This is a genomic window from Flavobacterium lotistagni, from assembly GCF_011392125.1.
In the GTDB taxonomy this organism is placed as follows: Bacteria; Bacteroidota; Bacteroidia; order Flavobacteriales; family Flavobacteriaceae; genus Flavobacterium; species Flavobacterium lotistagni.
In genome coordinates, this window is the sequence record NZ_JAAJBU010000001.1 from 596243 (window position 1) to 621699 (window position 25457).

General features: G+C 41.6%; 23 protein-coding genes. 12 read left to right on the forward strand and 11 right to left on the reverse strand.

Features of this window, described 5'->3' with window-relative positions:
- Positions 1-220 precede the first annotated feature (220 nt).
- Genes sufD through G4D82_RS02585 form a run of 4 tightly spaced genes read right to left on the reverse strand, consistent with a single transcriptional unit; the run spans position 221 to position 4150 of the window.
- Complete coding sequence (gene sufD, locus G4D82_RS02570) at positions 221-1537, reverse strand: Fe-S cluster assembly protein SufD (RefSeq protein WP_166334140.1); 1317 nt, start codon at positions 1535-1537, stop codon at positions 221-223.
- A 34-nt stretch (positions 1538-1571) separates the two neighbouring features.
- Complete coding sequence (gene sufC, locus G4D82_RS02575) at positions 1572-2324, reverse strand: Fe-S cluster assembly ATPase SufC (protein WP_166334145.1); 753 nt, start codon at positions 2322-2324, stop codon at positions 1572-1574.
- A gap of 38 nt (positions 2325-2362) precedes the next feature.
- Positions 2363-3811 carry a Fe-S cluster assembly protein SufB gene (sufB, locus tag G4D82_RS02580; RefSeq protein ID WP_166334148.1) on the reverse strand — a complete coding sequence of 483 codons (1449 nt, stop codon included), beginning with the start codon at positions 3809-3811 and terminating at the stop codon, positions 2363-2365.
- A gap of 9 nt (positions 3812-3820) precedes the next feature.
- On the reverse strand, positions 3821-4150 hold the full coding sequence (locus G4D82_RS02585; RefSeq protein WP_166334150.1) for a HesB/IscA family protein: 330 nt from the start codon (positions 4148-4150) through the stop codon (positions 3821-3823).
- Between the two features lie 175 nt (positions 4151-4325).
- On the opposite strand from G4D82_RS02585, the gene G4D82_RS02590 reads away from it, so the two are divergent.
- From G4D82_RS02590 to G4D82_RS02630, 9 genes are all read left to right on the forward strand, one after another.
- Complete coding sequence (locus G4D82_RS02590; protein ID WP_166334152.1) at positions 4326-5285, forward strand: YjgN family protein; 960 nt, start codon at positions 4326-4328, stop codon at positions 5283-5285.
- Position 5286: 1 nt separating this feature from the next.
- On the forward strand, positions 5287-6342 hold the full coding sequence (locus G4D82_RS02595; RefSeq protein WP_166334154.1) for a M48 family metallopeptidase: 1056 nt from the start codon (positions 5287-5289) through the stop codon (positions 6340-6342).
- Positions 6342-7199, forward strand: coding sequence for an MBL fold metallo-hydrolase (locus tag G4D82_RS02600; protein ID WP_166334156.1), 858 nt, complete (start codon positions 6342-6344; stop codon positions 7197-7199). The genes G4D82_RS02595 and G4D82_RS02600 overlap by 1 nt, the downstream gene beginning before the upstream one ends.
- 173 nt (positions 7200-7372) lie before the next feature.
- Entirely contained in the window at positions 7373-7804 is a 432-nt protein-coding gene (locus tag G4D82_RS02605; protein ID WP_166334158.1) for a MarR family winged helix-turn-helix transcriptional regulator, read from the forward strand.
- Positions 7805-8023: 219 nt separating this feature from the next.
- Positions 8024-9619, forward strand: a complete 1596-nt coding sequence (locus G4D82_RS02610) for a S8 family peptidase (protein WP_166334160.1) — start codon at positions 8024-8026, stop codon at positions 9617-9619.
- An 81-nt stretch (positions 9620-9700) separates the two neighbouring features.
- Positions 9701-11602, forward strand: coding sequence for a M1 family metallopeptidase (locus tag G4D82_RS02615; protein ID WP_166334163.1), 1902 nt, complete (start codon positions 9701-9703; stop codon positions 11600-11602).
- Positions 11603-11841: 239 nt separating this feature from the next.
- On the forward strand, positions 11842-12225 hold the full coding sequence (rnpA, locus tag G4D82_RS02620) for a ribonuclease P protein component (RefSeq protein ID WP_166334165.1): 384 nt from the start codon (positions 11842-11844) through the stop codon (positions 12223-12225).
- An 82-nt stretch (positions 12226-12307) separates the two neighbouring features.
- Positions 12308-13945 carry a S41 family peptidase gene (locus G4D82_RS02625; protein WP_166334167.1) on the forward strand — a complete coding sequence of 546 codons (1638 nt, stop codon included), beginning with the start codon at positions 12308-12310 and terminating at the stop codon, positions 13943-13945.
- Positions 13945-14760: an OmpA family protein gene (locus G4D82_RS02630; RefSeq protein WP_166334169.1), complete on the forward strand. Its 816-nt coding sequence runs from the start codon at positions 13945-13947 to the stop codon at positions 14758-14760. Before G4D82_RS02625 ends, G4D82_RS02630 begins: the two co-directional genes overlap by 1 nt.
- On the opposite strand, the gene G4D82_RS02635 is transcribed toward G4D82_RS02630, so the two are convergent.
- From G4D82_RS02635 to G4D82_RS02650, 4 genes are all read right to left on the reverse strand, one after another.
- Complete coding sequence (locus G4D82_RS02635; RefSeq protein WP_166334171.1) at positions 14761-15207, reverse strand: GNAT family N-acetyltransferase; 447 nt, start codon at positions 15205-15207, stop codon at positions 14761-14763. It lies immediately after the preceding gene.
- Positions 15204-16199: a DUF4837 family protein gene (locus G4D82_RS02640; RefSeq protein WP_166334173.1), complete on the reverse strand. Its 996-nt coding sequence runs from the start codon at positions 16197-16199 to the stop codon at positions 15204-15206. The genes G4D82_RS02635 and G4D82_RS02640 overlap by 4 nt, the downstream gene beginning before the upstream one ends.
- A gap of 39 nt (positions 16200-16238) precedes the next feature.
- Positions 16239-18521 carry a LysM peptidoglycan-binding domain-containing protein gene (locus G4D82_RS02645; protein ID WP_166334176.1) on the reverse strand — a complete coding sequence of 761 codons (2283 nt, stop codon included), beginning with the start codon at positions 18519-18521 and terminating at the stop codon, positions 16239-16241.
- A 180-nt stretch (positions 18522-18701) separates the two neighbouring features.
- Positions 18702-19889, reverse strand: coding sequence for a phosphoglycerate kinase (locus G4D82_RS02650; RefSeq protein WP_166334178.1), 1188 nt, complete (start codon positions 19887-19889; stop codon positions 18702-18704).
- A 119-nt stretch (positions 19890-20008) separates the two neighbouring features.
- Here G4D82_RS02650 and G4D82_RS02655 point away from each other — a divergent pair, with 119 nt between their 5' ends.
- Both G4D82_RS02655 and G4D82_RS02660 read left to right on the forward strand, forming a co-directional pair.
- On the forward strand, positions 20009-21157 hold the full coding sequence (locus G4D82_RS02655; protein WP_166334289.1) for a DNA polymerase III subunit: 1149 nt from the start codon (positions 20009-20011) through the stop codon (positions 21155-21157).
- A 3-nt stretch (positions 21158-21160) separates the two neighbouring features.
- Entirely contained in the window at positions 21161-21544 is a 384-nt protein-coding gene (locus G4D82_RS02660) for a DoxX family membrane protein (protein ID WP_166334180.1), read from the forward strand.
- On the opposite strand, the gene G4D82_RS02665 is transcribed toward G4D82_RS02660, so the two are convergent.
- On the reverse strand, positions 21529-23826 hold the full coding sequence (locus G4D82_RS02665; RefSeq protein WP_166334182.1) for a helix-turn-helix domain-containing protein: 2298 nt from the start codon (positions 23824-23826) through the stop codon (positions 21529-21531). The genes G4D82_RS02660 and G4D82_RS02665 overlap by 16 nt on opposite strands.
- 33 nt (positions 23827-23859) lie before the next feature.
- Positions 23860-24570: a hypothetical protein gene (locus G4D82_RS02670; protein WP_166334184.1), complete on the reverse strand. Its 711-nt coding sequence runs from the start codon at positions 24568-24570 to the stop codon at positions 23860-23862.
- 57 nt (positions 24571-24627) lie between these two features.
- Here G4D82_RS02670 and G4D82_RS02675 point away from each other — a divergent pair, with 57 nt between their 5' ends.
- Positions 24628-24843, forward strand: coding sequence for a hypothetical protein (locus G4D82_RS02675; RefSeq protein ID WP_166334186.1), 216 nt, complete (start codon positions 24628-24630; stop codon positions 24841-24843).
- A gap of 28 nt (positions 24844-24871) precedes the next feature.
- Here G4D82_RS02675 and G4D82_RS02680 read toward each other — a convergent pair whose 3' ends face one another.
- Entirely contained in the window at positions 24872-25435 is a 564-nt protein-coding gene (locus G4D82_RS02680; protein WP_166334188.1) for an OmpH family outer membrane protein, read from the reverse strand.
- Between the last annotated feature and the right edge of the window lie 22 nt (positions 25436-25457).

Below are 25457 nucleotides of genomic sequence, written 5' to 3' on the forward strand. Positions count from 1 at the left end.
AAAAGTAGTGTAAAACGTTAAAAATAGTACCCTAAAGGTTTTTATGTCGGGTTCGCGCAAAGGCGAAAAGACGCTAAGATTTTGACTCAACTTCAAACCTGCTGAAACCCTAGCCCCGATAGCAGCGGCATCTTTTTGTGCCTTTATGGATTTTGATTTTTCCGCTATGGTTGATGGCACAAAAAATACAGCGGATAGCGGGAAACAGCTCCTGAAAAACCTACAAATCAAAACCGAGCTTTACACCTAATTTGTTGGCAATAATTTTAGTGATGCGTTGCTTCAATTCAGGAATTTTGATGTTTTCTATGACCGCGTTGGAGAAAGCATACATGAGCAATGCCTTGGCTTCTTTCTTCGGAATCCCGCGAGATTGCAGATAGAACATCGCTGTTTCGTCGAGCTGTCCGATGGTGCAACCATGCGAGCATTTCACGTCGTCGGCAAAAATTTCGAGTTGCGGTTTGGCGTTGATTGTCGCCTTGTCGCTCAAAAGAATATTGTTGCTGCTCTGGAAGGCGTTGGTTTTCTGCGCTTCTTTTTCGACAAAAATTTTCCCGTTGAAAACACCAGTGGAATTATCGGAAAAAATGCCTTTGTAATCCTGAAAGCTTTCGCAATTTGGGTGCGCGTGATGCACCAAAGTGTAATGGTCTACATGCTGTTTTTCGCCGATGATGGTGATGCCGTTCAAGTGGCTTTCAATGTGCTGTCCGTTGTGGTAAAAGTTCAGGTTGTTGCGCGTGAGATTACCGCCGAAACTGAAGGTGTTCACATGTACATGACTGTCTTGTTGTTGCGACACATAAGTATTATCGATAAGTGAAGCCGAGTGGAAATCGTTCTGGATTTTGTAGTAATCGACAATCGCTCTTTTTTGCGCGAAGATTTCCGTCACCGAATTGGTGAGTACCGCATTCTCGTTGAGGCTTTGGTGGCGTTCGATGATCTGCACGTGTGAGTTTTCACCCACGATAATCAGGTTTCTAGGCTGCACCATCAGCGCGCTTTCTTTGCCGGTGGAGAAATACATGATTTCGATGGGCTTGTCGGCGACTTTGCTTTTCGGGATATTGATGTAAGCGCCTTCGTTGGCGAAAGCCGTATTGAGCGACGTTAGTGTTTCGTCTTTGCTGGCCACTTTGTTGAAATACGTGTCGATGACCATTTTGTACTTGGGCTTGTTCAGCGCCGAAGACATCAAACAAACGTCGATTCCGTCGTGCGTGGTCGAGGACAAGAACGAACTGAAAACGCCATCGATAAAGACCACTTTATAAGTATCGATCTCGTGCAGGAAATATTTCTTGACTTCGGCAAATTCCACCGCATTTTCATGCTTTGGGAAAACCGTAAAATCATGTTTAAGCAAGCTATTGAGTGAAGTATATTTCCAGGCTTCTTCTTTTTTGGTAGGAAAGCCTTTTTCTTCAAAAGTACGAATGGCAGCGGTGCGGATGTCGTGCAAATCGGCATTGACATCGACCTGCTCTTCGAAGGCCATGAATGAGGCGATAAGTTTGTCTTTGAGTTCCATATCTGTATTGCTGATTGCTAAAAGCTGCCAGCTTCTATGCTTCTTGTTCTTGCTTGATCCAGTCGTAGCCTTTTTCTTCGAGTTCGTATGCGAGTTCTTTTCCGCCCGATTTCACGATTTTGCCTTTGTACAAAACATGCACAAAATCCGGAACGATATAATCCAAAAGCCTTTGGTAGTGTGTGATGACTACCACAGCGTTCTTTTCGCTTTTGAGTTTGTTGACGCCATTGGCCACGATTCGCAGCGCGTCGATATCGAGCCCTGAATCGGTTTCGTCGAGAATCGCGAGTTTGGGTTCGAGCATCGCCATCTGAAAAATCTCGTTGCGTTTTTTCTCACCGCCGGAAAATCCTTCGTTGAGCGAGCGTGACAAAAACTTGCGGTCGATTTCGAGTAGTTCGGATTTCTCGCGGATCAGCTTGAGCATTTCGTTGGCCGGCATTTCTTCTTTGCCATTGGCTTTGCGCGTTTCATTGATCGCGGTTTTCATGAAGTTGGTCACCGAAACACCCGGGATTTCTACCGGATATTGAAACGAAAGGAAAATGCCTTTGTGGGCGCGTTCTTCAGGTGAAAGATCTGATAAATCTTCGCCGTCTAGAAATACTTTTCCGTCGGTAACTTCGTAATTTTCGTTTCCTGCGATTACGGCAGAAAGCGTACTTTTTCCCGAACCATTCGGGCCCATAATCGCGTGGACTTCGCCGGCTTTTACCTCGAGGTTGATGCCTCGCAATATTTCTTTGTCTTCTACTGAAGCGTGTAAATTCTTGATTTGTAACATGTTTGTTTTATTGAGAACCGTTTGGGTGTTGTATTAAATTATCCGACGCTGCCTTCGAGCGAAATTTCTAGCAGTTTTTGAGCTTCTACAGCAAATTCCATCGGAAGTTTATTGAGTACATCTTTACTGAAACCGTTGACAATGAGTGCAATTGCCTTTTCTGTTGGAATACCGCGCTGGTTGCAATAGAAAACTTGGTCTTCGCCAATTTTGGAAGTCGTGGCTTCATGCTCGATTTTGGCGCTTGGGTTTTTGCTTTCGATGTACGGGAAAGTGTGCGCGCCGCAATTGTTGCCCATTAAAAGTGAATCGCATTGGGAAAAGTTCCGAGCGTTTTCAGCACGCGATCCAATTTGTACCAAACCACGGTAACTGTTTTGTGATTTCCCGGCCGATATTCCTTTAGAGATAATCGTTGACTTGGTGTTTTTTCCTAAATGGATCATTTTGGTTCCGGTGTCGGCTTGTTGGAAGTTGTTGGTCACGGCAATCGAGTAGAATTCGCCCACGGAATTATCGCCTTTCAAAACGCAGGATGGATATTTCCAGGTAACGGCTGAACCGGTCTCGACTTGCGTCCATGAAATTTTGGCGTTTTTCTCGCACAAACCTCTTTTGGTCACGAAATTAAAAACGCCGCCATGACCTTCTTTGTTTCCGGGATACCAGTTTTGAACTGTTGAGTATTTGATTTCGGCATCATCCAGAGCAATCAATTCTACAACCGCCGCGTGCAGTTGGTTTTCGTCACGACTCGGTGCGGTACATCCTTCAAGATAAGAAACGTAACTGCCTTGGTCGGCAATGACTAAAGTTCTTTCGAATTGTCCGGTGCCGGCTTGGTTGATTCTGAAATAGGTGGAAAGTTCCATCGGGCAGCGAACGCCTTTCGGGATGTAGCAAAACGAGCCATCTGAAAATACAGCCGAATTCAAAGCTGCATAGAAGTTGTCTTTTTGGGGTACTACTGTTCCCAAGTATTGCTTGACCAAATCGGGATATTCGCGAATCGCTTCAGAAATGGAACAGAAAATAATGCCCTTTTCCGATAGCGTTTTCTTGAAAGTAGTTGCCACCGAAACTGAATCGACTACAATATCCATCGCGACGCCAGCTAGTGCTTTTTGCTCATCGATTGAAATTCCTAACTTCTTGAAAGTCTCGAGTAATTCCGGATCGACTTCATCTAAGGACGCGTATTTGCTTTTGCTTTTTGGCGCTGAGTAGTAGGAAATCGCTTGAAAATCTGGCTTTTCGTAATGCACATTGGCCCATTCGGGTTCGGTCATTTCTTTCCAAGCACGGAACGATTCGATGCGCCAATCGGTCATCCACTGGGGTTCTTCTTTGCGTTTGGAAATAGCGCGCACGATGTCTTCATTCAAACCGACGGGAAACGTGTCTGATTCAATGTCGGTGTAAAAACCGTATTCGTACTCTTTGTTTTCGAGTTCGATTTTTAAATCGTCTTCGGTGTATTTTGACATAATGTTATTTTATAAAGAGAATGATTCACCGCAACCGCAAGTCCTGCTGGCATTGGGATTGTTGAACACAAAACCTTTTCCGTTAAGCCCACCCGAAAATTCTAAAACGGTGCCAGCCAAATAAAGAAAAGACTTCTTTTCAACGGCGATTCTCACGTGGTTGTCTTCAAAAACCTTATCATTCTCACCGGTTTCTTTATCAAATTTGAGCTCATACGACAACCCCGAACATCCGCCGCTTTTCACGCCCACGCGAACGTAATCTTTGGCAGCATCAAAACCGTCGTCTTTCATCATCTCAATTATTTTCTTGCTGGCTGTATCAGATACTTGAATCATAGCTTGTGTTGATTTTGTCTAAATTAACGATGCAAATATACTGCTTTTGAGTGTTTGGCATTTATTCGTTAACATTTTTATAGCGGATGTTCAGAAAAGAAAAAACTCGATTTGTTAAAAAATTGAAAAAACTCGATATCTTGCAGTCATAAAAACATCTAAACCAAACCCAATTATGGAAGTTATTTCACCAAAAGTCAGGAATTACCAATTGCGTTTCCATGGTACCGGAAGCGCTTTTTTTAGTGTTATTATTGTTAATTGGCTACTCACTGTTATTACGCTCGGTTTGTATTATCCGTGGGCCAAGGCCAACAAATTGAAATACCTTTATGGCGAAACTTCCTTGAATGATGACCGTTTTGCGTTCCATGGCACCGGAAAAGAAATGTTCAAAGGGTTTATCAAAGTCTTAATTTTATTCGCTTTGATTTATGGTTTGCTCTTCCTTTTTATCTATTTGCAAATGCCTATCATCGGCATCTTGGTATTTTATTGCGCATTTCTGGCGATTCTGCCTTTAGCGATTCACGGCGCGTATCGTTACAGAATGTCCAGAACGTCTTGGCGAGGCATTCGTTTTGGCTATCGAGGCCAACGAAATGAACTGTTTGCGAGTTTTTTCAAATGGTTGTTACTCACGATTATCACCTTCGGGATTTACGGCTCTTGGATGCACGTCAACCTGCGAAGATATGTTTTGGGCAATGTTCGTTTCGGCGATATTGAATTTGAATACCGTGGTGACGGCGGTGACTATTTCTTGTTGAATCTAAAAGGTTACTTCCTGACAATAATTACCTTCGGGATTTACATATTTTGGTGGCAGAAAGAACTTTTTGATTTTTATGTGAACAATCTTTGGCTAGAGAAAGACGGCGAATCGATTCAATTGAATTCGACCGTTACCGGCGGAGGCTTTTTTCAACTGGCAATTGTCAACCTGCTGATTATCGTTTTTACTTTAGGTTTGGGTTATGCTTGGGCCGCTACCAGAACGCTCGAATATTTGTTTGATAACATCATCCTTGAAGGCAATATTGATTTGGATTCTATCAACCAAACCGAAGACAACTTCAACGATGCTACCGGCGAGGATGTGAGTGATATGCTTGATCTTGATTTTGTAATGTAAAATGGCTGAACAACTTACCGCTATTTTCTACGACGGAAAGTCTTCAGTGCCAAGAACCGTCCACTTGTATTTTGACAAGCAAAAAGGCATTTTGAGTTTTCAAACCGAAAATCAAGAGCAGTTATGGGAAATTAAATCGGTGACCTTGACATCAAATAAAAACAGCATAACACTGCAACACGGCAAAGCGCTTTTTCAGCAATTGGTGATTGACGACCCTGAGTTAATCGTCGCTATTGAGTCTAGTAAAAGAGCTGCCACGACGAATTTATACCAACGGTTGATTAATTACGGTTTCCCACTTCACGCATTGGTCGCGTTGCTGATTCTGGGGCTAATCGTTTTGTCGTACTTGTATGTCGTGCCTTGGATTGGAGAAAAATCTGTCGCGCTGATTCCAGAGGAATATGACAACAAGCTGGGTGATGCTTTTTTCGATCAAAATATGATGTTCACCTCTGTTGATACGGCTCGCAGCAAAGCACTGAATCAGTTTGCCCAAGAATTGAAACTCAACAATACCAAGAAGCTGCATTTCACCGTTGTAACATCGGAAACCGTGAATGCATTTGCACTTCCCAACGGAAATATTGTGGTTTACACCGGTATCTTGAAAGAAATGAAATCCTATGATGAACTCGTTGCGCTTTTAGGACATGAAGTTTCGCATGTTAATGAAAGACACGCGATGAAAATGATGTGCCGGAATTTGTCGGGTTACCTATTAATTTCGACGATTTTAGGCGATGTCAACGGAGTGATGGCAACTATTGGCGACAACATCAACAGTTTACAATCGCTTTCTTTCTCCAGAGCATTCGAACAACAAGCCGATAGAGAAGGTTTCAAAATCGTTGTGGCAAATAAAGTGAATCCGAGAGGTGTATCCAATTTATTTAAAAGGCTCGAAGACGCTGATTTTGCGGTTCCAGAATTTTTGAGTTCACATCCGATGACCAAAGAACGTATACGATATATCGATAAAATGATTAAAACCGAATCGTATCAGATTCTAGAAAACCCTAAATTAAAATCCTTGTTTAAAGTAATAAAATAATGAAACTATATCCTGTTGAATCCGGCAATTTTAAATTAGACGGCGGTGCCATGTTTGGCGTAGTGCCGAAAACCATTTGGAACAAAACCAATCCGGCCGATGCCAATAATTTGATTGATATTGCCGCGCGATGTTTACTAATTGAAGATGGCAATCGCTTGATTTTGATTGATACCGGTTTGGGCAACAAACAATCGGAGAAATTTTTTGGTTATTACTCGCTATGGGGCACACACAGCTTAGATAAATCACTGGCCAATTACGGCTTTCACCGAGATGATGTGACCGACGTTTTTATGACGCACCTGCATTTCGATCACTGTGGCGGTAGCATCCAATGGAACAAAGACCGAACCGGCTACGAACCTGCTTTCAAAAACGCTAAATTCTGGACCAATGAAAACCACTGGCAATGGGCCACAGAACCAAATGCGCGAGAAAAAGCGTCATTTTTGAAAGAGAATATTTTACCGATGCAGCAAAGCGGCCAATTGAACTTCATCACCAAACCAGAATCTGACTTTACCGAAGCATCAGAATTGGGTTTCGGCATTTTCTTCGTAGACGGTCATACCGAGAAAATGATGATTCCGCACATCAAGTATCAGGACAAAACTATTTGTTTCATGGCAGATTTATTGCCTACCGCCGGACATATTCCGCTACCTTACGTCATGGGTTATGACACTCGACCGTTACTTACCTTACCCGAAAAGGAAAAATTTATGAATGCTGCGGCCGACAACAATTATTACTTGTTCTTAGAGCACGACGCACACAACGAACTCATTACAGTCGAGCATACCGAAAAAGGCGTTCGGTTGAAAGAAGTATTCGGTAGTCTGGATATATTTTAAGCCTTAATGATTGATTTTCAATTATAAATATATGTTAATTATTTTATTGATATGTCAATTTTTGATTTATCATTTTTAAGTTTGTCGTTCTAAAACCACAATGGTGTGTTTGATTGTTTATAAATCTATTTTCAATCTTATCATTGCTTTTTAAACATTTCTATTTTTACACAATGGAACGACTCGAAACCATCAATTTCTACTTGCTCGACAAAGCCATTCGAACTTATCGTGTGTATTCTCAGAAAAAACTACGCGAAAATGGATTCAAAATCACCGTCGACCAGTGGTTGGTGATTAAAGTACTGATGGAAAACCCCGGGATTTCACAACTAAGCCTTGCGGAAAAAGCCTTTAAAGACAATGCTTCCATAACACGAATTATTGAACTGTTGGTTAAATCAAAATATTTGGATCGAAAAGTCAACCCGAAAGACCGCCGCACTTCAATTTTAAAAGTAACACCCGATGGTGAGGAAATCATCAACAAAGTTCAAGGCTTGGTGTTGCAAAACAGAAAAGTCGCCCAAACCGGAATCACTATAGAGGAACTAGAAAACCTCAATATCACTTTAAAAAAAATCATTAAAAACTGTCAACCATAATCTTGTTTATGCTCAAATTAGTCAACATTTTTGTACTGCTTTTCATAACCGCTATCCAGTTGGTTCTTTCGATTTTTCTCTGAACTAACTCGTTAAACCAACAAAATAGGTTACTCCTGAAGTGATTCAGTTGCTTTTGTACGCATACTAAATTAATGTTAATCCTGCCGAGTTTTCGCCTCAAAGCTGATTATTTTTGGCCCAATAAAACTATTTACTATGAATTTGATTAAAACAATTTCCTTTTCGATACTCCTAAGTGCCACAGTGTCGTTTTCAATGCAAGCGCAGGGCACTAGCTTTGCTGCAAAAAAAGGACAACTCACCGATGAGCAACTAAAAAGATGGAGCCATCTCGATTTAGGTAAAGACAGCGTTCCGGGTATGAGTGTTGACCGAGTTTATTCAGAACTAATCAAAAACAGAAAAGGCAAAAAAGTAATTGTTGGTGTAATCGATTCAGGTGTCGATATCGAACACGAAGATTTGAAAAATGTGCTTTGGACCAACAAAAAAGAAATAGCAGGCAATGGAGTTGACGATGATAAAAACGGTTTTGTCGATGACATTCACGGCTGGAATTTCTTGGGTGATTCTGGAAACGAGAACCTTGAAATGACTCGAATACTGAAAAAGACTGACGATGGTTCACCAGAATACAAAGCCGCTAAAACTGAACATGAGAAAATGTATCAGGAAAACCTTCAAGGCAAGCAACAAGTTGACTTTCTTTTCAAAGCCAACCAAGACATCAAAGATTATCTGAAAAAAGACAATTATACCCTCGAAGAAGTCAAAGCGATTGAAACGACCGACCCTTCGCTAAACCGCAGCAAGCAAGTCATGATTAGCGTTATCGGGCAAGCCGGACCGGATTTCAACGACGGTTTAAACGACTATAAAAATCAGGTGTACGACATGCTCAATTACAACCTCAACAAAGACTTTGACGGCAGAAAAATCTTGGGCGACAACCCAGACGACATGACCAACACGCATTACGGCAACAACATCGTTTATGGCCCTGATAAGAAAAATGCTTTGCACGGAACGCATGTTGCGGGAATCATTGCCCAAAGCCGCAACAACAATTTAGGCGGCGACGGAATCGCTGACAACGCTGAAATCATGGCCATCCGCGCCGTGCCTAATGGTGATGAGTACGACAAAGATATCGCTCTAAGTATCCGTTACGCAGTAGATAATGGCGCCAAAGTAATCAACGGGAGTTTCGGAAAGAGTTTTTCACCGCACAAACAATGGGTTTACGACGCGATTAAATACGCTGAAAAGAAAGACGTTCTTATTGTTCACGCCGCCGGAAATGATGCCAAGGATATCGATGTGGAAAGCAATTTTCCAAATGATTCCGACGACAAGAAAACAGAATTTGCTGACAACATGATTACCGTAGGCGCTTTGAGCTACAACTATGGCGAGAAAATCATCGCACCGTTTTCTAACTACGGAAAACTCAATGTAGATGTTTATGCGCCTGGAATGGAAATTTATGCTACTACGCCAAACAATACCTACAAATACGAGCAAGGTACTTCAATGGCTTCTCCAAATGTAGCCGGTGTGGCTGCGATGATTCGTTCTTATTTCCCGAACCTGACTGCCAAACAAGTGAAGTATATTTTGATGAATTCAGGAACTGCCGTTACCGACAAAGTAATTGTAGGCGGAAACCCTGATGACAAAAAAGCCATGACCGACATTTGCAAATCAGGTAAAATCGTCAACGCCTACAACGCCTTTAAAATGGCCGAGAAAATGTCTGTCAAAAGCAAGAGCAAAAAAGTAAGGGGTTAATCCTCTCTGAAAATAAAAGAATAAGCCTGCAAGGAAATTGAAACTTCAGGCTTATTTTTGTTTTTAATCAATCCGTTATTTATGAAATCAATCTTTTCTTTTGTGCTGTTTTCAATCGGGAGTTTTCTTTGGTCACAGCAAACCGGTTACTGGCAACAGCATGCTGATTATAAAATGAACGTTGTGGTCGACGCACCAAAATATCAATACAAAGGCACTCAAGAGTTGGTTTACACTAACAATTCGCCCGATACGTTGAAACGAGTGTTTTATCATTTGTACAACAATGCGTTCCAACCCGGCAGTGAGATGGATATGCGCCTACAATCCATTGCCGATCCAGACCGCAGAATGGTGACCAAAGTGAAAGTAGACGGAAAGGAAGTTAAAGAAAGCCGCATTGCCAAACTCAAACCAAACGAAATCGGTTATTTAAAGATTTCCAACTTCAAGCAAGACGGAATTTCTGCCAATATCAAAGAAGTCGGAACGATTCTCGAAGTGACCTTGCCCAAGCCAATTCTGCCAAATTCTAAAACAGTTTTCAGCCTAGATTTCGACGGACAAGTTCCGGTACAAATCAGACGTTCGGGCAGAAATAATGCTGAGGGCGTTGAATTCTCAATGAGCCAATGGTATCCGAAAATCGCCGAATTTGACTTCGAAGGTTGGCATGCCGATCCGTACATTGCGCGTGAGTTCCATGGTGTTTGGGGCAATTTCGATGTCAAAATCACTATCGACAAAGACTATGTTCTGGGCGGCAGCGGTTATCTTCAAAACAAAAACGAAATCGGAAAAGGTTACCAAGACACCGGCGTAACGGTGAATTATCCTAAAAAAACCAAAACCCTGACTTGGCATTTCCTCGCTCCGAACGTACACGATTTTACTTGGGCAGCCGACAAAAATTACCAGCACGATGTCTATCAGATTCCCGGCGGTGCGACCTTGCATTTTCTGTACAAAAACAATCCGAAAATCATCGACAATTGGAAAAAAGCACAGCCCGAAACCGCGCGTCTGATGCAGTTCTATAACCAGACCGTGGGCAAATATCCTTATGATCAGTACTCAGTAATTCAAGGTGGCGATGGCGGTATGGAATACGCGATGTGCACTTTGATTCTTGGTGAAGGTGAATACGACGGCCTTATCGGGGTGATTGCTCACGAAATGGCACATTCTTGGTTTCAGCATGTTTTGGCCTCTAACGAAAGCAAACACGGATGGATGGACGAGGGTTTTACCTCGTTCTTGGAAGATTTAGGAATGAACGAAATTGCCGTCAAAAAAGTGGATAATCCGCACAAAGGCTCTTACGATGGTTATTATTATATGGTGAATTCAGGCAAGGAACAACCGCAAAGCACGCATTCAGACCGCTATGATTTTAATCAGGTTTACAGCATCACATCGTATAGCAAAGGTGACGTTTTTCTGGCGCAATTGGGCTATTTGATCGGGCGCGAAAATTTAATGAAAACCCTCAAGAGATATTACCGCGATTTCCAATTCAAACATCCTACACCAAATGATATCAAACGAACGGCGGAAAGGGTTTCTGGAGCCAACCTCGATTGGTATCTTACAGACTGGACGCAAACCACCAATACGATCGACTACGCCATTCAAAATGTAGAAAGCGCTACCGATGGCGTGCCTCGAACCGGTATTACATTGGAGAGAATCGGAAGGATGCCGATGCCGCTCGACATTTTAGTGGAATACACCGACGGCACTAAAGAATCTTTTTACATTCCGCTACGGATGATGAATTTCGAGAAAGACAACCCGAACCCAGAAATCAAAAGAACCGTTTTGTCGGATTGGGCTTGGGCCAGCCCGCGTTATTTCTTTGAGTTGAGCAAAGCGAAAACTTCTATTAAAAAAATCACCATTGACCCGAGCGGCTTAATGGCCGATGTGAAGCAAGAGAACAATGTTTTCCCGGCAGCGCCCAAAATCGAAAACAAAAAATAATAGAAAAGCCCTCAACTAAAATACTTGAGGGCTTTTCGTTTTATCTGCTTTACTTGTAGCAGTTGCTTCTTCAACTCACGGATATTGCTCAGTATCTTGAAATGTTTTTTTCGGGTTACTCTAATAAAATTAATTCCTGTTAAAACAAAATTCCTAACACAATTCGGAGGTAGATTTTCAAAATTGCAATTGGTTTGATTTTACCTTTGGCTTTGTACCTTTGCCCCGAAACCAGAAAGATGAAATTTACCTATCCTAAATCTCAGAAACTCAAAAGCAGCAAAACAATCGACTTGCTTTTTGCTCAAGGAAAGTCAGTATCGAAGTTTCCCTTGCGACTGGTTTACATTGCCCTTGAGCAAGACGATGCGAAAACAACCGTCGGGGTTTCGGTTTCTAAAAAATACTTCAAGCGCGCCACCGATCGCAATTATTTCAAACGTGTTTTGCGAGAAACTTACCGGCTCAACCAACACTTGCTTCACGGCTGTATCGATAAGCCACATGGATTTATGCTTTTTTACCAAACTTCAGAACGCTTGCCCTATACTAAAATCCAAGAGAAAACCGTTCAATTGTTTGAGAAATTTTCGGCTCAAATTCAAGCGAAAACGAAATCTTAATTTCTATTGTTTTTCATCGGTAAACCGCTATATTTGACTCCGCTCCAAAGGATTTTAAACCCAATTTCAAAAACCTATTACCATGCCAGCAGCATTTAAAAAAAGATATATCATTCCTGCAGTGGCCGGTGCTTTTCTGTTTGTGGGAGTGAGCTTCAAGGAAGACTTTTTTGAAGTGGCCAAGCAAATCGAAATTTTCACGACCTTGTTCAAATCGCTCAACGCCAATTATGTAGATGAAACCAATCCTGCACAGCTCATGGACAAGGCTATTAAAAGCATGCTCGCCGACTTGGATCCATATACCAATTACTTCAACGAACAAGACGTAGTTAAATACAAAATCAACAATACCGGCGAATACACTGAAATTGGCGCGCTGATGATGCGCAAAGAAGACAAGCTGATTATCAAAGAACCTTACAAAGATTTTCCGGCCGATAAAGCTGGTTTGAAAGCCGGCGACGAGATCATACAAATTGGCGACGTGGATTTGAAAGATTTCAACGAAGATGCTTCACAACTGCTCAAAGGCGGAAAAAATACCAAAATCAACGTAAAATATATCCGTCAAGGCAAAACCGCAACCGCTACCATTACTTTGGGCGAAGTGGAAGTTAAGGCGGTACCGTTCTTCGGCAAAATAGACGACAAAACTGGCTATATTGTGCTTTCGCAATTTACAGCCAAAGCAGCCCTAGAAACCAAAGAGGCATTGGAAAAGCTCAAAGACCAGGGCGCCGAAAGAATCGTTTTGGATTTGCGCGGAAACCCCGGCGGTTTGCTCAATGAAGCCGTTACAATCTGCAGTTTCTTTGTGCCCAAAAACGAAGTAATCGTGACGACCAAATCGAAAGTTGAGAAACACAACAACACTTATAAAACCAACCGCGACCCTATCGATACTGAAATTCCGTTGGCGATTATTGTAGATGGGAAAAGTGCTTCAGCCTCAGAGATTGTTTCAGGCGCTTTACAAGATTTAGACCGCGCCGTGATTTTAGGATCACGCAGTTTCGGCAAAGGATTGGTACAACGCCCAGTAGATTTAACTTACGGCACCCAACTCAAAGTAACCATTTCCCGGTATTACACACCTTCAGGTCGCTGTATCCAAGCACTCGATTATTGGAACAAAGACAAAGACGGCCATGCAGTGCGAACCACTTCGGATAATTACAATGCTTTTAAAACAAAAAAAGGCAGAACGGTTTATGATGGCGGTGGGATTTTACCTGACATCGTGATGGACGAAACCAAACTGAGTCCAATTGTAGAAAAACTTGTGAAGAACGACGGAATTTTCAATTACGTAACGGATTATTATTATAAACATCCGAATTTAGGAACCACGATTCCGGTCATAACCGATGACGATTTTTCTGATTTCAAAGCCTTTTTGAAAAAACAAAATTTCAACTTCGACACCGAGTCTGAATTGGCACTCAAGAATACTCTTGCTGCAGCAAAAACAGAAAAAATTGACGGTGCCATTGCTGCCGAGTACCAGCAACTCATGGCTGCCATTCAGCGTAGTGAAGAAAATGAGCTCAACCGCAACCAGAAGGAAATCAAGAACTTAATTCTCGACGAAATCATTAAAAGATACCAATATAAAGAAGGGCTTTATCAATATTACATCAGAAATAATGCAGAAGTGAAAAAGGCCGTTTCAATTCTAGCCAATCCGTCTGAATACAATAAAATTTTAAAGAAATAATGAGGCAATTTTTCCCTGTTTTATTGTTGCTTAGCTATAGCTGGCTCTACGCTCAAGAAGAAGTAGTACAATCGGTTTACTTTGAAACCAACAAATTCAATCTCGACGAAAAACAAGGAACCGCAGTGGTAGATTTCATCAAAAACACCGATTCCACCCGAATTGAATCTATCGAGATTTTTGGCTACACCGACGACGTGGGTAAAGATGCCTATAATTTCAAATTGTCTACCAATCGGGCCAACACCATCAAAGAAAAACTGATGCAAAGCGGCATCAAAAATAAAATCATCGTGACCATCGAAGGCAAAGGCCGGATTTTGATTGATGACGATATCGTGGAGAACTTACCCGAGCGCCGATCCAAAAACCGCCGCGTGGATTTGGTGCTGAACCTCAAGCCCCTACCAAAAATTGAATTGCCTGGTTTTTATACTAGTATTCAAAACAAACACATGATTGGCGATCATATTTACTTGGAGAATTTGCTTTTTGAACGCGGCAGTAGCAAGCTGACTTTTCAGGCCAAAACCCAACTAGATAAAATCGCGAAATTGTTGCTAAAATACCGCAAATTAGAATTTGAGATCCAAGGCCATGTTTGCTGCACGCCACCATACCAAAAAGAAGCCATCGATCGGGAAACCCGGAAAAGAAATTTGTCGTCGAACCGCGCCGAATCAGTTTTCAAGTACCTGGTCTTCAAAAAAATTGATAAAAAGCGGATGACCTACAAAGGCTACGGAAACTCAGTTCCGCTCGGGAAAGGCTCTGAATACGATCGTCGGGTAGAACTCGTGATCACTAAAATTTGATTATTTTTTCTTCATTCGGATGTGTTCGATATCATCCTCAAGATAGACTTCACCAAGCGCTATAAAACCGTGGCTTTCGTAGAATTTTTTCAGATATAATTGCGCTGAAATAGTAATCTGATTGGTGTGGAAACGGGCTGCAATTGCTTGAATTGCTTCTTGCATCAATTCATGCCCTATTTTTTTATGGCGATATTCAGGCTTCACCACCACACGGCCGATGGAACTTTCTTGGAAATAATCACCCGCATCAAACAGCCGCGCATAAGCCACGATTTCAGCGTTTTCTTCGCCGATTAGGTGCAATGCTTTCCTGTCTTTGGAATCAATGTCGTGGTAAATGCAATTTTGCTCCACGATAAAGACCGTTTCGCGCAATTGCAACAAATCGTATAACTCATCGGCTGAAAGTGCCGCAAATGGCTTTATTTTCCAGTTTAAACTCATGACTTCTTTTTGTTTTCTTTGACCGAAAAGACCACTGATTTAATAATGGCTTCGAGTTCAAACATCAAATCTCGCTTTTCTTTTGAAGGATCATAGCAAAAACCTTCGAGTACCAAAATCCGTCTTTTGGTCCGATCAATGATGCTGTAGTTGATAAACGGCCCAGACATATAGTCATTGCTGAGTTCCCATGTGCCTTTGGCTTCGTAGGCTTCCTTTCCGTTGATGTTGGTGTGAAACAAATAGGGCGAATAAGAATCCTCGGTCACCATTTGTGTGCGGCGCGCGGTTCCGTGAATGTACAATCTTCCTATAGAATCACGGCTTCGGATAATATGCTGCAATACCTCGCGATCGTCGGCAAAACTATTGAGCGGTAACTGATAAATCAAAATGCTGGTATTGCCGCTAGTAATTTCTTTCTTGAGCCAGATGAACTTGCGGCGCTGCAAAACATAGTTGTAACCTTTTGGAATGTGTAAATCTATTTTAAATTTCCTCCTAATCTTTTGGGTATTGATTCTCGCCGTATCAATGATGCGCTGATTCTCGGCGATTTCCGTTTGACGCATTCTCTGAATAATTTCTGGCGAATGGGTTTCAATCAATCCTAAAATAACCGCCGCGTTCTTTCCTGAAATATGAAATACATTTTGTGGGCTGGCGTACTCGTTACGAACAATTTCAAACTTGTTTTCAGGTTGCTTTTTTACCACAATAATGTTTCGCGAATTGGTCATAAAACCTTCTAAAAGTTTCACCGGATATTGATTGATGGTGAATAGTGGTTCTTCTTGCGGTAAACCAATCACCGGCGAGGCGAATTTGTTGCGAATGCTGTCGCCCACTTCGCCATTCCAAAGTTGATCGTCAATGATAACCGAAATCGTATTGATTTTGCCCGAAGTTTTTTCCGTCTCGTTATTTCTTTTCTGGAAGCACGAGCAGAAAATTCCCGATAGGATAAGCACAAAAAAAAGGGCTTTTTTCATGGTTTGAAATAAGCCCTAAATTTAAATCAATTTTTTAGATTAACCGTTTATTTTGAGTTTCATTCCCGGTTTTAAGGAGTTGCCGTTGATGCCGTTCCATTTCTTGATATCTGAAACCGTTACGCCAGGATATTTTTTAGCGATACTGAATAGTGAATCGCCTTTCTGAACATAATAGTGGTTTTCTTTAGCTTTCTTTGCGGCTTTATCTTTTTTAGTTGAGTTCTCTGCAATTGTTTGATTGTTATCAGCGATGAGTTTTTTGCCTACAATAAGTTTGTCTCCCAATTGGATGTTGTCGTCTTGCAAATCATTCCACATTTTCAAATCTGAAACCGCTACGTTATTCTTTCTGGCGATCACGCCTAAGTTATCACCACGTTGCACCACATATTCCACGTTCCTGATCTCAGTTTTCACAACAGGTTCGTTTTCTTGTTGGTCTTCGTGGTTGATTTTAATATCAGCAATTTTTAACTTGCTTTCTAATTGAATGTTATTGTCTTCAAGGTTGTTCCATTTTTTGAGGTCATCCACAGTCACATTATATTTTTTTGCGATGCTGCTCAAATTGTCGCCTTTTTCAACAATGTAGAAATCTTCATTAGTATCGGTATCTTTCTTGGTTTTATCCACCGCCGCCAAAGCCTCATTTTTATCAGTTTTAACTAACTTTCTGACGGTAGTAACCACTCTTTCATTGGTGATGATTTTGAGTTTTTTGCCCAGCGGAACATTGTTGTTTTTGAGTTTGTTCCACTTTTTGATGTCGCTCATCGCCACGCCGTATTTGTCAGCAATTTCACCTAAACTATCCCCTTTTCTGACTTTGTGTGTTTTGGTAACATCTTTAAAAGAAACCACTTTTTCCTCTTTGTAAACTTTCTGCTCTTTTGGGGTAGCCTCAACTACGGCCGTAGCGGTTGTCTTGCTTATCGGAACAATAGCAATAGTATCGTTCTTGACTTTCTTGGCTTTTGCTGCAATTCGCTCGGCAGTAATAATTTTCAGATTTCTGCCCAAAGGCGCTTTATTGCTCTTGAGTTTGTTCCATTTTTTGATATCAGAAATCGAAACATCGTAACGATCGGCTATCTCACTCAAGTTGTCGCCGCGTCTGACTTTGTGAAATTTGGTTCTTGAAACCAAATAACTCTCTTGCGTTGAAGAAGAATCCCGCGAAGCCAAAGCTTGTTGCATTCTAGAAAACGGCTTTTCACGTTGGTCGGCTTCATGTTGCACGTAAGCATATATTTTGTCTTCATTCGAGGTAAAAACAGCAATTTTCTCAGACGGCAATCTCAAGTAATGTTTGGTGTCGAAATAAGCCGGAACCACATTGAGCTTGAATTGCGGATTGAGCATTTGTAACTGTGCCACAGGAATATCTAACAAATCTGAAATCTGCTTGAAAGAGATCTGTTTTTTGATCATAATGGTATCTGTAGCAAAGTGCTTTACCAGCGCGCGGTTAGGTTTAATACCGTGTTCTTTATGGTATTCGTAGATATACATCGTAGCCAAAAATGCTGGTACATAACCCTGGGTTTCTTGCGGAAGATACTTTCTGATGTTCCAGAAATTTTGCTGTCCGCCCGAACGTCTGATGGCTTTGGCCACATTACCCGGACCTGAATTGTATGATGCCAATACCAAATCCCAATCGCCAAAAATTTTGTACATATTGGTCATGTATTGCGCTGCGGCTTCACTAGCTTTTAACGGATCGCTGCGTTCGTCAACATACGAATCAATATTCAAATTGTATTGTTTTCCGGTTTGGTACATGAACTGCCAAAGTCCGGTGGCGCCAACTCTTGAAACCGCTTTCGGGTTCAATGCCGATTCTACTACCGCCAAATACTTGATTTCAAGTGGTACGTTTTGTTTGGCTAAAGCATCTTCGAAAAGCGGAAAATAATATTCTGAAATCGCCATTAACCTTTCGTATGCTTTCTTGCGATTTCTCAAAAACGACTTGATGATGTTCTCTAAACCTTGGTTGTACTCGATGTTGAACGGAGACTTCGAATCCATTTCCTTCAAACGCGCTTTGAGCAATTCGGTGGGCAATTCGTAATCTACTTTTTGGTCGAGATTGATGGTTTTAATGTCGGCTTCTAAATCATTGTACAAGTCTAGGCTTGTTAGTTCTTTAAGCCACAAGCTATCCACGCATGAAGCAATATTGTCTTTGATGAAAGTTTTTTTAATGGAATCGAGATAGGAAATATTGCTTTGGGGCTTGGTGGAAAAATCCTGAGCAAACGCTTGTAATGTAAGGAACAAGCTCGCCGCTAAAGTGATTTTCTTTAAATTCATAGTGTTTATTTTTGGCTCTCTTATAGAAAGAAAACTGGGGATAACATTTACAAATGGTTATTTATCAAACCTTTGCGCTGCGGCAAAAATAACAATCTAATAACAAAGTTCGCAAATTTGATAACTTAAAGTTGTGCTAAATATTGTATTTTTAAAAAATTCGACGTGTTAATTGTGAATTTAATCAAGAATGGCTGCAATTCCGGGTAAGGTTTTTCCTTCGAGCATTTCAAGCATTGCGCCGCCTCCGGTAGATACGTAACTCATTTTGGGTTCCAAGCCGAATTGCTTCACGGCAGCTACCGAATCTCCGCCTCCAACTAGTGAAAAAGCGCCTTTACTTGTGGCTTCTGCAATGTCATTTCCAAGAGCAATAGTTCCTTTTGCAAACGATGGCATTTCAAAAACACCCAAAGGGCCGTTCCATAAAATGGTTTTTGAAGACAAAATCACTTCGCGGAATTGTTCCAATGATTTTGGTCCGGCGTCCAAACCTTGCCATCCGTCAGGAATCGTATTAACGTCAGAGATTTGGGTTGCTGCATCATTTGAAAAAGCGTTCGCCGCCACTACATCAACCGGCAAATGAATTTGAACGCCTTTTTCTTTAGCGGCTTTCAAAATCTCTAAGGCAAGTTCTTGTTTGTCATCTTCACAAATAGAATCACCTATTTTTCCTCCCAAAGCTTTGATGAAAGTGAAAGTCATTCCGCCGCCAATAATCATGTGGTCTACTTTGTCTAATATATTCTCAATTACTGTTATTTTGGAAGAAACTTTAGAACCGCCCAAAACAGCCGTAACAGGTTTTTCGCTATTTTTCAACACTTTATTGAGACTTTCAATTTCTTTAGCGAGTAAAGTGCCGAAACATTTCTTGTCAGGAAAAAACTGAGCAATAATGGTAGTGGATGCGTGGGCTCGGTGGGCCGTTCCAAAAGCATCGTTTACGTAGATGTCGCCCAAAGACGCTAACTCTTTTGAAAAAGCTACATCGCCAGCTTCTTCTTCTGTGTGGAATCTTAAGTTTTCAAGTAATAAAACGTCTCCAGGTTTTAAACTTGTGGCTGCTTCATGAGCAGAATCACCAATACAATTATTTGCGAACTTTACAGAAACTCCGAGAATTTCTGAGGTTTTCTTCACGATATGCTCTAAGGAATATTTTGCCTCTACTCCTTTTGGTCGTCCTAAATGCGACATTAGAATTGCACTTCCTCCGTCTGCTAAAATCTTATCAATGGTTGGTTTGGCGGCTTCGATTCGGGTGGCATCGGTCACGTTGAAATTTTCATCGAGCGGCACGTTAAAATCTACGCGGATGATTGCTTTTTTGTTTTTAAAATCGAAATCGGCCAAAGTTTTCATCGGATTTATTTTTTAGGAATTTGGCGCAAATATACGATTTAAATTTTTTGGCTGAAATAGCAGTCTATTCGCTTTATCAATTGGTTTGGGCGCTTGCCAAGTTTCAGTTATATTTGCTGATGCTATTTTCAGAAATTTTAGGCCAGGATTACCTTAAAAACCATCTTAGAAAGAGCGCCCTTTCGGGCCGCGTTCCGCACGCACAGTTATTCGTTGGTCCAGAGGGCAGTGGTACTTTGCCAATGGCAATTGCTTATTCGCAATACATTTTGTGTCAGAATTCGGGCGATGAAAACCTAGGTGGTAATGAAGCTTGTAATTTGAAATTCCAGCATTTCTCGCACCCGGATTTGCATTTTATCTACCCGACAGTCACTACTGAAGACGTTAAGACCAAACCCAAAAGCTTAGATTTTGTAGCGGATTGGCGAAATTTCTTAGCTGATAACCCTTATGGAAGTTTGTTTGATTGGTACCAATTGCTTGGTGTTCAAAACAAACAAGGCGAAATTCGGGTGGGAGATGCACAAGAAATCTTGAAATCCTTATCGCTCAAAGCATACGAAGGCGGATACAAAATCACTATTATTTGGTACGCTGAAAAAATGAACATCGAAGCTTCGAACAAACTGCTTAAACTTCTCGAAGAACCTGCAGACAAAACGGTTTTCATTTTAATTGCCGAGAACGAAGAAGACATCATTAAAACCATTCGCTCACGCTGCCAAGTGCTTCAATTCAGTGCGTTACCCGAAAAAGTCATTGCCGAAACTCTTATCGAGCGCAAAGAAATCGATCCGAGAACTGCTAAAAAACTAGCGCACCAATCACAAGGAAATTTTAATAAAGCCCTACAACTTTTAAATGAAACTGGCGAAGATATTTTGTTTGAAAAGTGGTTTGTAGACTGGGTTCGGGCCGCTTTTCGAGCCAAGGGAAATGCTGCAGCGATTCAAGACTTGATTCAGTGGAGCGAACAGATTGCGGCTTTGGGTCGTGAAACGCAAAAAAAGTTTCTGGGTTACTGTATTGATTTGTTTCGTCAGGCTTTGCTGTTGAATTATCAAGCCACTAGCTTGGTGTATATGGAGCCCAAAATCGAGAAATTCAAACTCGAGAATTTCGCGCCTTTTGTCAACGGCAATAATATCCACGAGATTTTTAAAGAGCTTTCCGACGCGATGTATCATATTGAGCGCAACGGAAATGCCAAAATTATTCTGACCGATTTGTCGATCAAACTCACGCGTTTAATCCATAAAAAATAACCCATGCCGAATGCTGCCTCGATGCTGATTTTGATTTTTTTGGCCATTACCTTTATCCAATCTGGTTACGACAAAGTCATGGACTGGAGGGGCAATGTGGCTTGGCTTAAAGAACATTTTGCCAAAACCAGCCTAAGCAACCACATTCCGCTGGCATTGCTGCATCTTTTGGTTCTGGAACTGATTTCCGGCGTTCTTTGTGTTGTCGGCGCAATCCAACTTTGGCTGCAAAACGAAAGGCTTTTCGGATTCTATGGCGCTGTTTTTTCGTGCGTTACCTTAATCATGCTTTTGTTCGGACAAAGGCTGGCAAAAGATTACGACGGAGCCAGAACCATTGTGATTTACTTTATTCCGGCGGTGATAGCCGTTTATTGGCTCGGCTGATTGCTAACGGCTTTGCCTAAACTGGCGCGGAACATTTTGAGTTCGTCCCAAGTGAAAGCCTCGCCATATTTTTCTTTGAGCGGGCTCAGCGAAACCTCCTGGTAGCCTTCAAAAGCTTGCTGTAATGCACTTATTTTATCTTCCGTTAAGATATCATTTATATTGATTGCCTTTATTTCGATGAGCTTTGCCAAATGGTTGAAAATAGTTTGTCTGCTGAGTTTTCGCAACTCTGCAATATCGGCTACTGTGTGCTGTTGCTGCCACAACTCGTAGGTGACCAAGTAGGTCGATTTTTTAGGCTCTTTTGATTTCTTGGTTTTCTTATCGGTATAGCGTTCTGTCTGCTGCTCATTCTCAATCAGGGTAAGATTAGCTTCTAGGAATTGGCTTCGAACTGATTCAATCAAATTGAACTTATAGTTTTTAATCGATGTGGATTGCAGTTTTTCTTTTGACAATGCCGCTCCGGATTGAATCGTCTCCACTAATGCTTTTGCCTTGAGCAGTTGCAAAACAGTCTCGGTTTGTGCCTCGTCTAGGTCGAGCAATTCTTCGAAAAACGCTTTGGCTTTCTTCACGCGCCCCACTTCCTCTTTTTTCCAAAGAATGTCACGCAAGAGTTGGTCTAAAGGCTTGAAAAAATAGTCATGCGCGGCTTGGACTCTTTCTGAAATGTAGTCCATATCTGGTTCTGCGGCGGTAAAGAGTTGATCGAGTTGAGCGCTGAATTTTCTTGCTGGCACCAACAATTCTGATATTGTATCGGCATTTTGCTTGGCCCAATGGGCGTGCTTGGCTTTCTCCGATGAGGTGCCTTTTTCGCGATAACTAAATTGATGCTGTCGCCAAAGCTGCACTAATGCTGACCAATCGAAAGCCTGTTTGAGATAATCGCGAAGGAATATTTTACTTTCTTGTTGTAGGGCTACTTCAAGGTCGTCCTGCGTCATTTTGCTGTTGGCGTAATCCATGACTTGTTGGTCATTGGTGATACCGTTCATTTTTAGAGGCGAAAGTAATACCAAACCTTCTGGGCTGCGCAATCGTGAAAGCGCGACGTAGGCTTGCCCAGGCAAGAAAACCTCAGATACATCAAGCGCCGCCCGCTCGAAAGTAAGGCCTTGGCTTTTATGAACCGTAATGGCCCAAGCTAGTTTTATCGGATAATGCACAAAAGTGCCCAATACTTCTTCTTCGATTTCGTTGGTGAGTTCGCTAACTCGGTATCGGATATTTTGCCATTCGTATTTCTCCACTGTGATGTAACGCTGCTCTTCGGGAAAATGCACTAAGATTTCGGCCTCAGACAAGGCTTCAATGACGCCCATTTTTCCGTTGAAATATTGCTTATTATACGATAAATCGTTTTTGACAAACATGATTTGCGCGCCGACTTTGAGTTTTAGTTCTGCTTCTACGGGAAAAATCTTATCGGGAAAATCACCTACGATTTCAGGGAAATAAATTTGTTCTTGCGCGTTCAAATCTGCTAGAGATTGCTGATTCACGGCGTCTGCTTTGGCATTGTGCGTCGTGAGCAGGATATAACCTGGATGGGATTTCAAATCAAAATCAGGTTGTACGAAAGTATTGAGATATTGCATGTCACTCACGCTAATTTGGTTGTGGCGCAAATGGTTCAACAGGGAAATAAAATGCTCGTCAGATTGTCGGAAAATCTTCGAAAGTTCAATGTATAGTGGCGGATTTTCGGTTACGACTTTCGAATGAAAAAAGAAATTTCCGCGGTAATAATTTCGGAGTACTTGCCATTCAGAGGGTTTAATCACCGGAGGCAACTGCAGCAAATCGCCAATAAACAAAACTTGCACGCCTCCAAATGGCAGTTTGCTTTTGCGAATGGTTTGCAGCATAAAATCTATGGCATCAAGCAAATCAGCACGCAACATACTGACTTCGTCTATGATGAGCAGTTCCATTTTGCTTAATACCGATTTCTTGGCTCCGCTAATTTTGAAGGGGCGCAACAAGGTACTTTTGGATTCGAATTTCACGGTCTCAGAAAACACAGGCGTGATGTATTCTGGGATAAAGGCCGCAAAGGGCAACTGAAACTGCGAATGAATCGTGACTCCGTTGGCGTTGAGTGCGGCAATTCCTGTGGGAGCGACCACCACCGTATTCTTGTGCGTCGTGTTGATGATTTCGCGCAACAGGGTTGTTTTTCCTGTGCCTGCTTTTCCGGTTAGAAATACAGATCGTTTGGTTTGGTTAATGAACTGAAGAGTCAGTTGGGCTTCGGCGGTAAAATGTTCCATATGGCTGATATTAAAATCATAAAAGTAACACTTTTATTGTAGAGTTTTTTCCATGGCGGACAAATTCTCGTTTACGATTCTAGAGCATTTTGTCGCCCCGACATCGTTTAAATGGTCAGCATCATAAAAATCATCATCGGAAAAGCGAGCGTCGTTAAAAAGATTCAAATAGTAGGCTGTTCCCAGATTTTTCTGTTGAAATTCGAAGCAGGCTTTCTGAATCGCCAGCAATTTCTTGGGGTTTAAATAACGCCCATAAACTTGGGTCTGAGGCATCGAAACAATCAAAATTTGGAGCTTTTCTTCCTTGCATCGGTTGATGATGGCCTGAATCCGGTTTTTATTGAGGGTAAAATCCATCAAACCGTCTTCTTGAACCAGCGCCCTTTCTTGGGCCACTTTGTTCGGATCGGTACGGTTCTGCTTTTTGTAATTAGTGCCCCAACCGGAGGCGTCGCAGTCTACGATTGTACCCTCTTGAAGATACCGGTATAGAATTTTCTTGAATCTTACAAAATTCTGCACCAAAGCTAAAGAGTATTGTCGAGGGTCAAAAACTGAAATTGTCGGAACTTGAAGTCCCATAAATCGTTGGTAATAAAATTTGCGCCAAGGGTCATCACCAGTATCGTCAACCTGACTTAAATTGGTGTACTCGATACAAAAAACCACCTGTTTCAGTCGGGGCAATTGGGGAATATTCTTCTCAAATAGTAATTGATCAAAAAAAATCGTCTGACTCACATTTGAAAGGTTAAAAGTCGGTTTCGAAAAATACTTCGGATTCAACCCATAAAGACAATGAGAATCGCCAAAGAGCAATACTTCAATTCTATTTTTATTTCTATTAAGCTGCTGATTTTTAACGACATAGTTATTTGGAACCAGTCGATAAAAAACCTCAATCGCCGCGAAAGTCAAGAAAATTGGAAGCAGGAACAAAAACAACCTCAGGAGGAACTTCTTCATCAGTGTTACAACAGTAATTTAGAATACGTTATAAAAAAAGGCGCCTAACAAGGACACCTTTATTGAATCAAAAAACTTACTTTTTAATTGGCTCTTTGTTGCCCTCAGACTGGTATTTCTCGTTAAGGACTTTTACAATCTCGGCTGTAATATCGTATTGGTCTTTTGCATACAGTATCGAGACGGCTTCACCCGTTGCGTAGATATAATCATAGCCTTTTTCCTTGCCATATTGCTTGATAAAACTCTTAACGTTTTTAACCAGCGAATCCATTTCTGCGCCGCTTTCTTGTTGCAACTGCTGAAGCATACTGTCTTGGGCGTAACGCAACTCTTGTTCCTTCTTCTGTAATCTCTCACCATTTTCCTGGGCCCATGCCTGTCCTTTGGCTTGCGCATTCTTTTGGAAGCTAGAAGCTTCCGCCTTAAAACGCGCTACTTCGGTCTGAAGTTCTTTGCCCATAACATCCGATTTGGTTTTGTACTTAGCTTCAATGTCTTTGGCTTTAGTATACTCTTCGAGCAGTTTTGAAGTGTCAACGTAGGCTGTTTTGAACTCCTTTGCAGCGGCTGGGCTGTTATTGTTATTACAAGAGATTAGGGAAACTGAAATTGCTAAAAATAAAAGTATTCTTTTCATGTGATGGGATTAATTGAACTCA

Coding starts and splice junctions, on each gene's coding strand:
- sufD (WP_166334140.1), bottom strand. CDS start 1,537: ATGGAACTCAAAGACAAACTTATCGCCTCATTCATGGCCTTCGAAGAG.
- sufC (WP_166334145.1), bottom strand. CDS start 2,324: ATGTTACAAATCAAGAATTTACACGCTTCAGTAGAAGACAAAGAAATA.
- sufB (WP_166334148.1), bottom strand. CDS start 3,811: ATGTCAAAATACACCGAAGACGATTTAAAAATCGAACTCGAAAACAAA.
- G4D82_RS02585 (WP_166334150.1), bottom strand. CDS start 4,150: ATGATTCAAGTATCTGATACAGCCAGCAAGAAAATAATTGAGATGATG.
- G4D82_RS02590 (WP_166334152.1), top strand. CDS start 4,326: ATGGAAGTTATTTCACCAAAAGTCAGGAATTACCAATTGCGTTTCCAT.
- G4D82_RS02595 (WP_166334154.1), top strand. CDS start 5,287: ATGGCTGAACAACTTACCGCTATTTTCTACGACGGAAAGTCTTCAGTG.
- G4D82_RS02600 (WP_166334156.1), top strand. CDS start 6,342: ATGAAACTATATCCTGTTGAATCCGGCAATTTTAAATTAGACGGCGGT.
- G4D82_RS02605 (WP_166334158.1), top strand. CDS start 7,373: ATGGAACGACTCGAAACCATCAATTTCTACTTGCTCGACAAAGCCATT.
- G4D82_RS02610 (WP_166334160.1), top strand. CDS start 8,024: ATGAATTTGATTAAAACAATTTCCTTTTCGATACTCCTAAGTGCCACA.
- G4D82_RS02615 (WP_166334163.1), top strand. CDS start 9,701: ATGAAATCAATCTTTTCTTTTGTGCTGTTTTCAATCGGGAGTTTTCTT.
- rnpA (WP_166334165.1), top strand. CDS start 11,842: ATGAAATTTACCTATCCTAAATCTCAGAAACTCAAAAGCAGCAAAACA.
- G4D82_RS02625 (WP_166334167.1), top strand. CDS start 12,308: ATGCCAGCAGCATTTAAAAAAAGATATATCATTCCTGCAGTGGCCGGT.
- G4D82_RS02630 (WP_166334169.1), top strand. CDS start 13,945: ATGAGGCAATTTTTCCCTGTTTTATTGTTGCTTAGCTATAGCTGGCTC.
- G4D82_RS02635 (WP_166334171.1), bottom strand. CDS start 15,207: ATGAGTTTAAACTGGAAAATAAAGCCATTTGCGGCACTTTCAGCCGAT.
- G4D82_RS02640 (WP_166334173.1), bottom strand. CDS start 16,199: ATGAAAAAAGCCCTTTTTTTTGTGCTTATCCTATCGGGAATTTTCTGC.
- G4D82_RS02645 (WP_166334176.1), bottom strand. CDS start 18,521: ATGAATTTAAAGAAAATCACTTTAGCGGCGAGCTTGTTCCTTACATTA.
- G4D82_RS02650 (WP_166334178.1), bottom strand. CDS start 19,889: ATGAAAACTTTGGCCGATTTCGATTTTAAAAACAAAAAAGCAATCATC.
- G4D82_RS02655 (WP_166334289.1), top strand. CDS start 20,009: ATGCTATTTTCAGAAATTTTAGGCCAGGATTACCTTAAAAACCATCTT.
- G4D82_RS02660 (WP_166334180.1), top strand. CDS start 21,161: ATGCCGAATGCTGCCTCGATGCTGATTTTGATTTTTTTGGCCATTACC.
- G4D82_RS02665 (WP_166334182.1), bottom strand. CDS start 23,826: ATGGAACATTTTACCGCCGAAGCCCAACTGACTCTTCAGTTCATTAAC.
- G4D82_RS02675 (WP_166334186.1), top strand. CDS start 24,628: ATGAGAATCGCCAAAGAGCAATACTTCAATTCTATTTTTATTTCTATT.
- G4D82_RS02680 (WP_166334188.1), bottom strand. CDS start 25,435: ATGAAAAGAATACTTTTATTTTTAGCAATTTCAGTTTCCCTAATCTCT.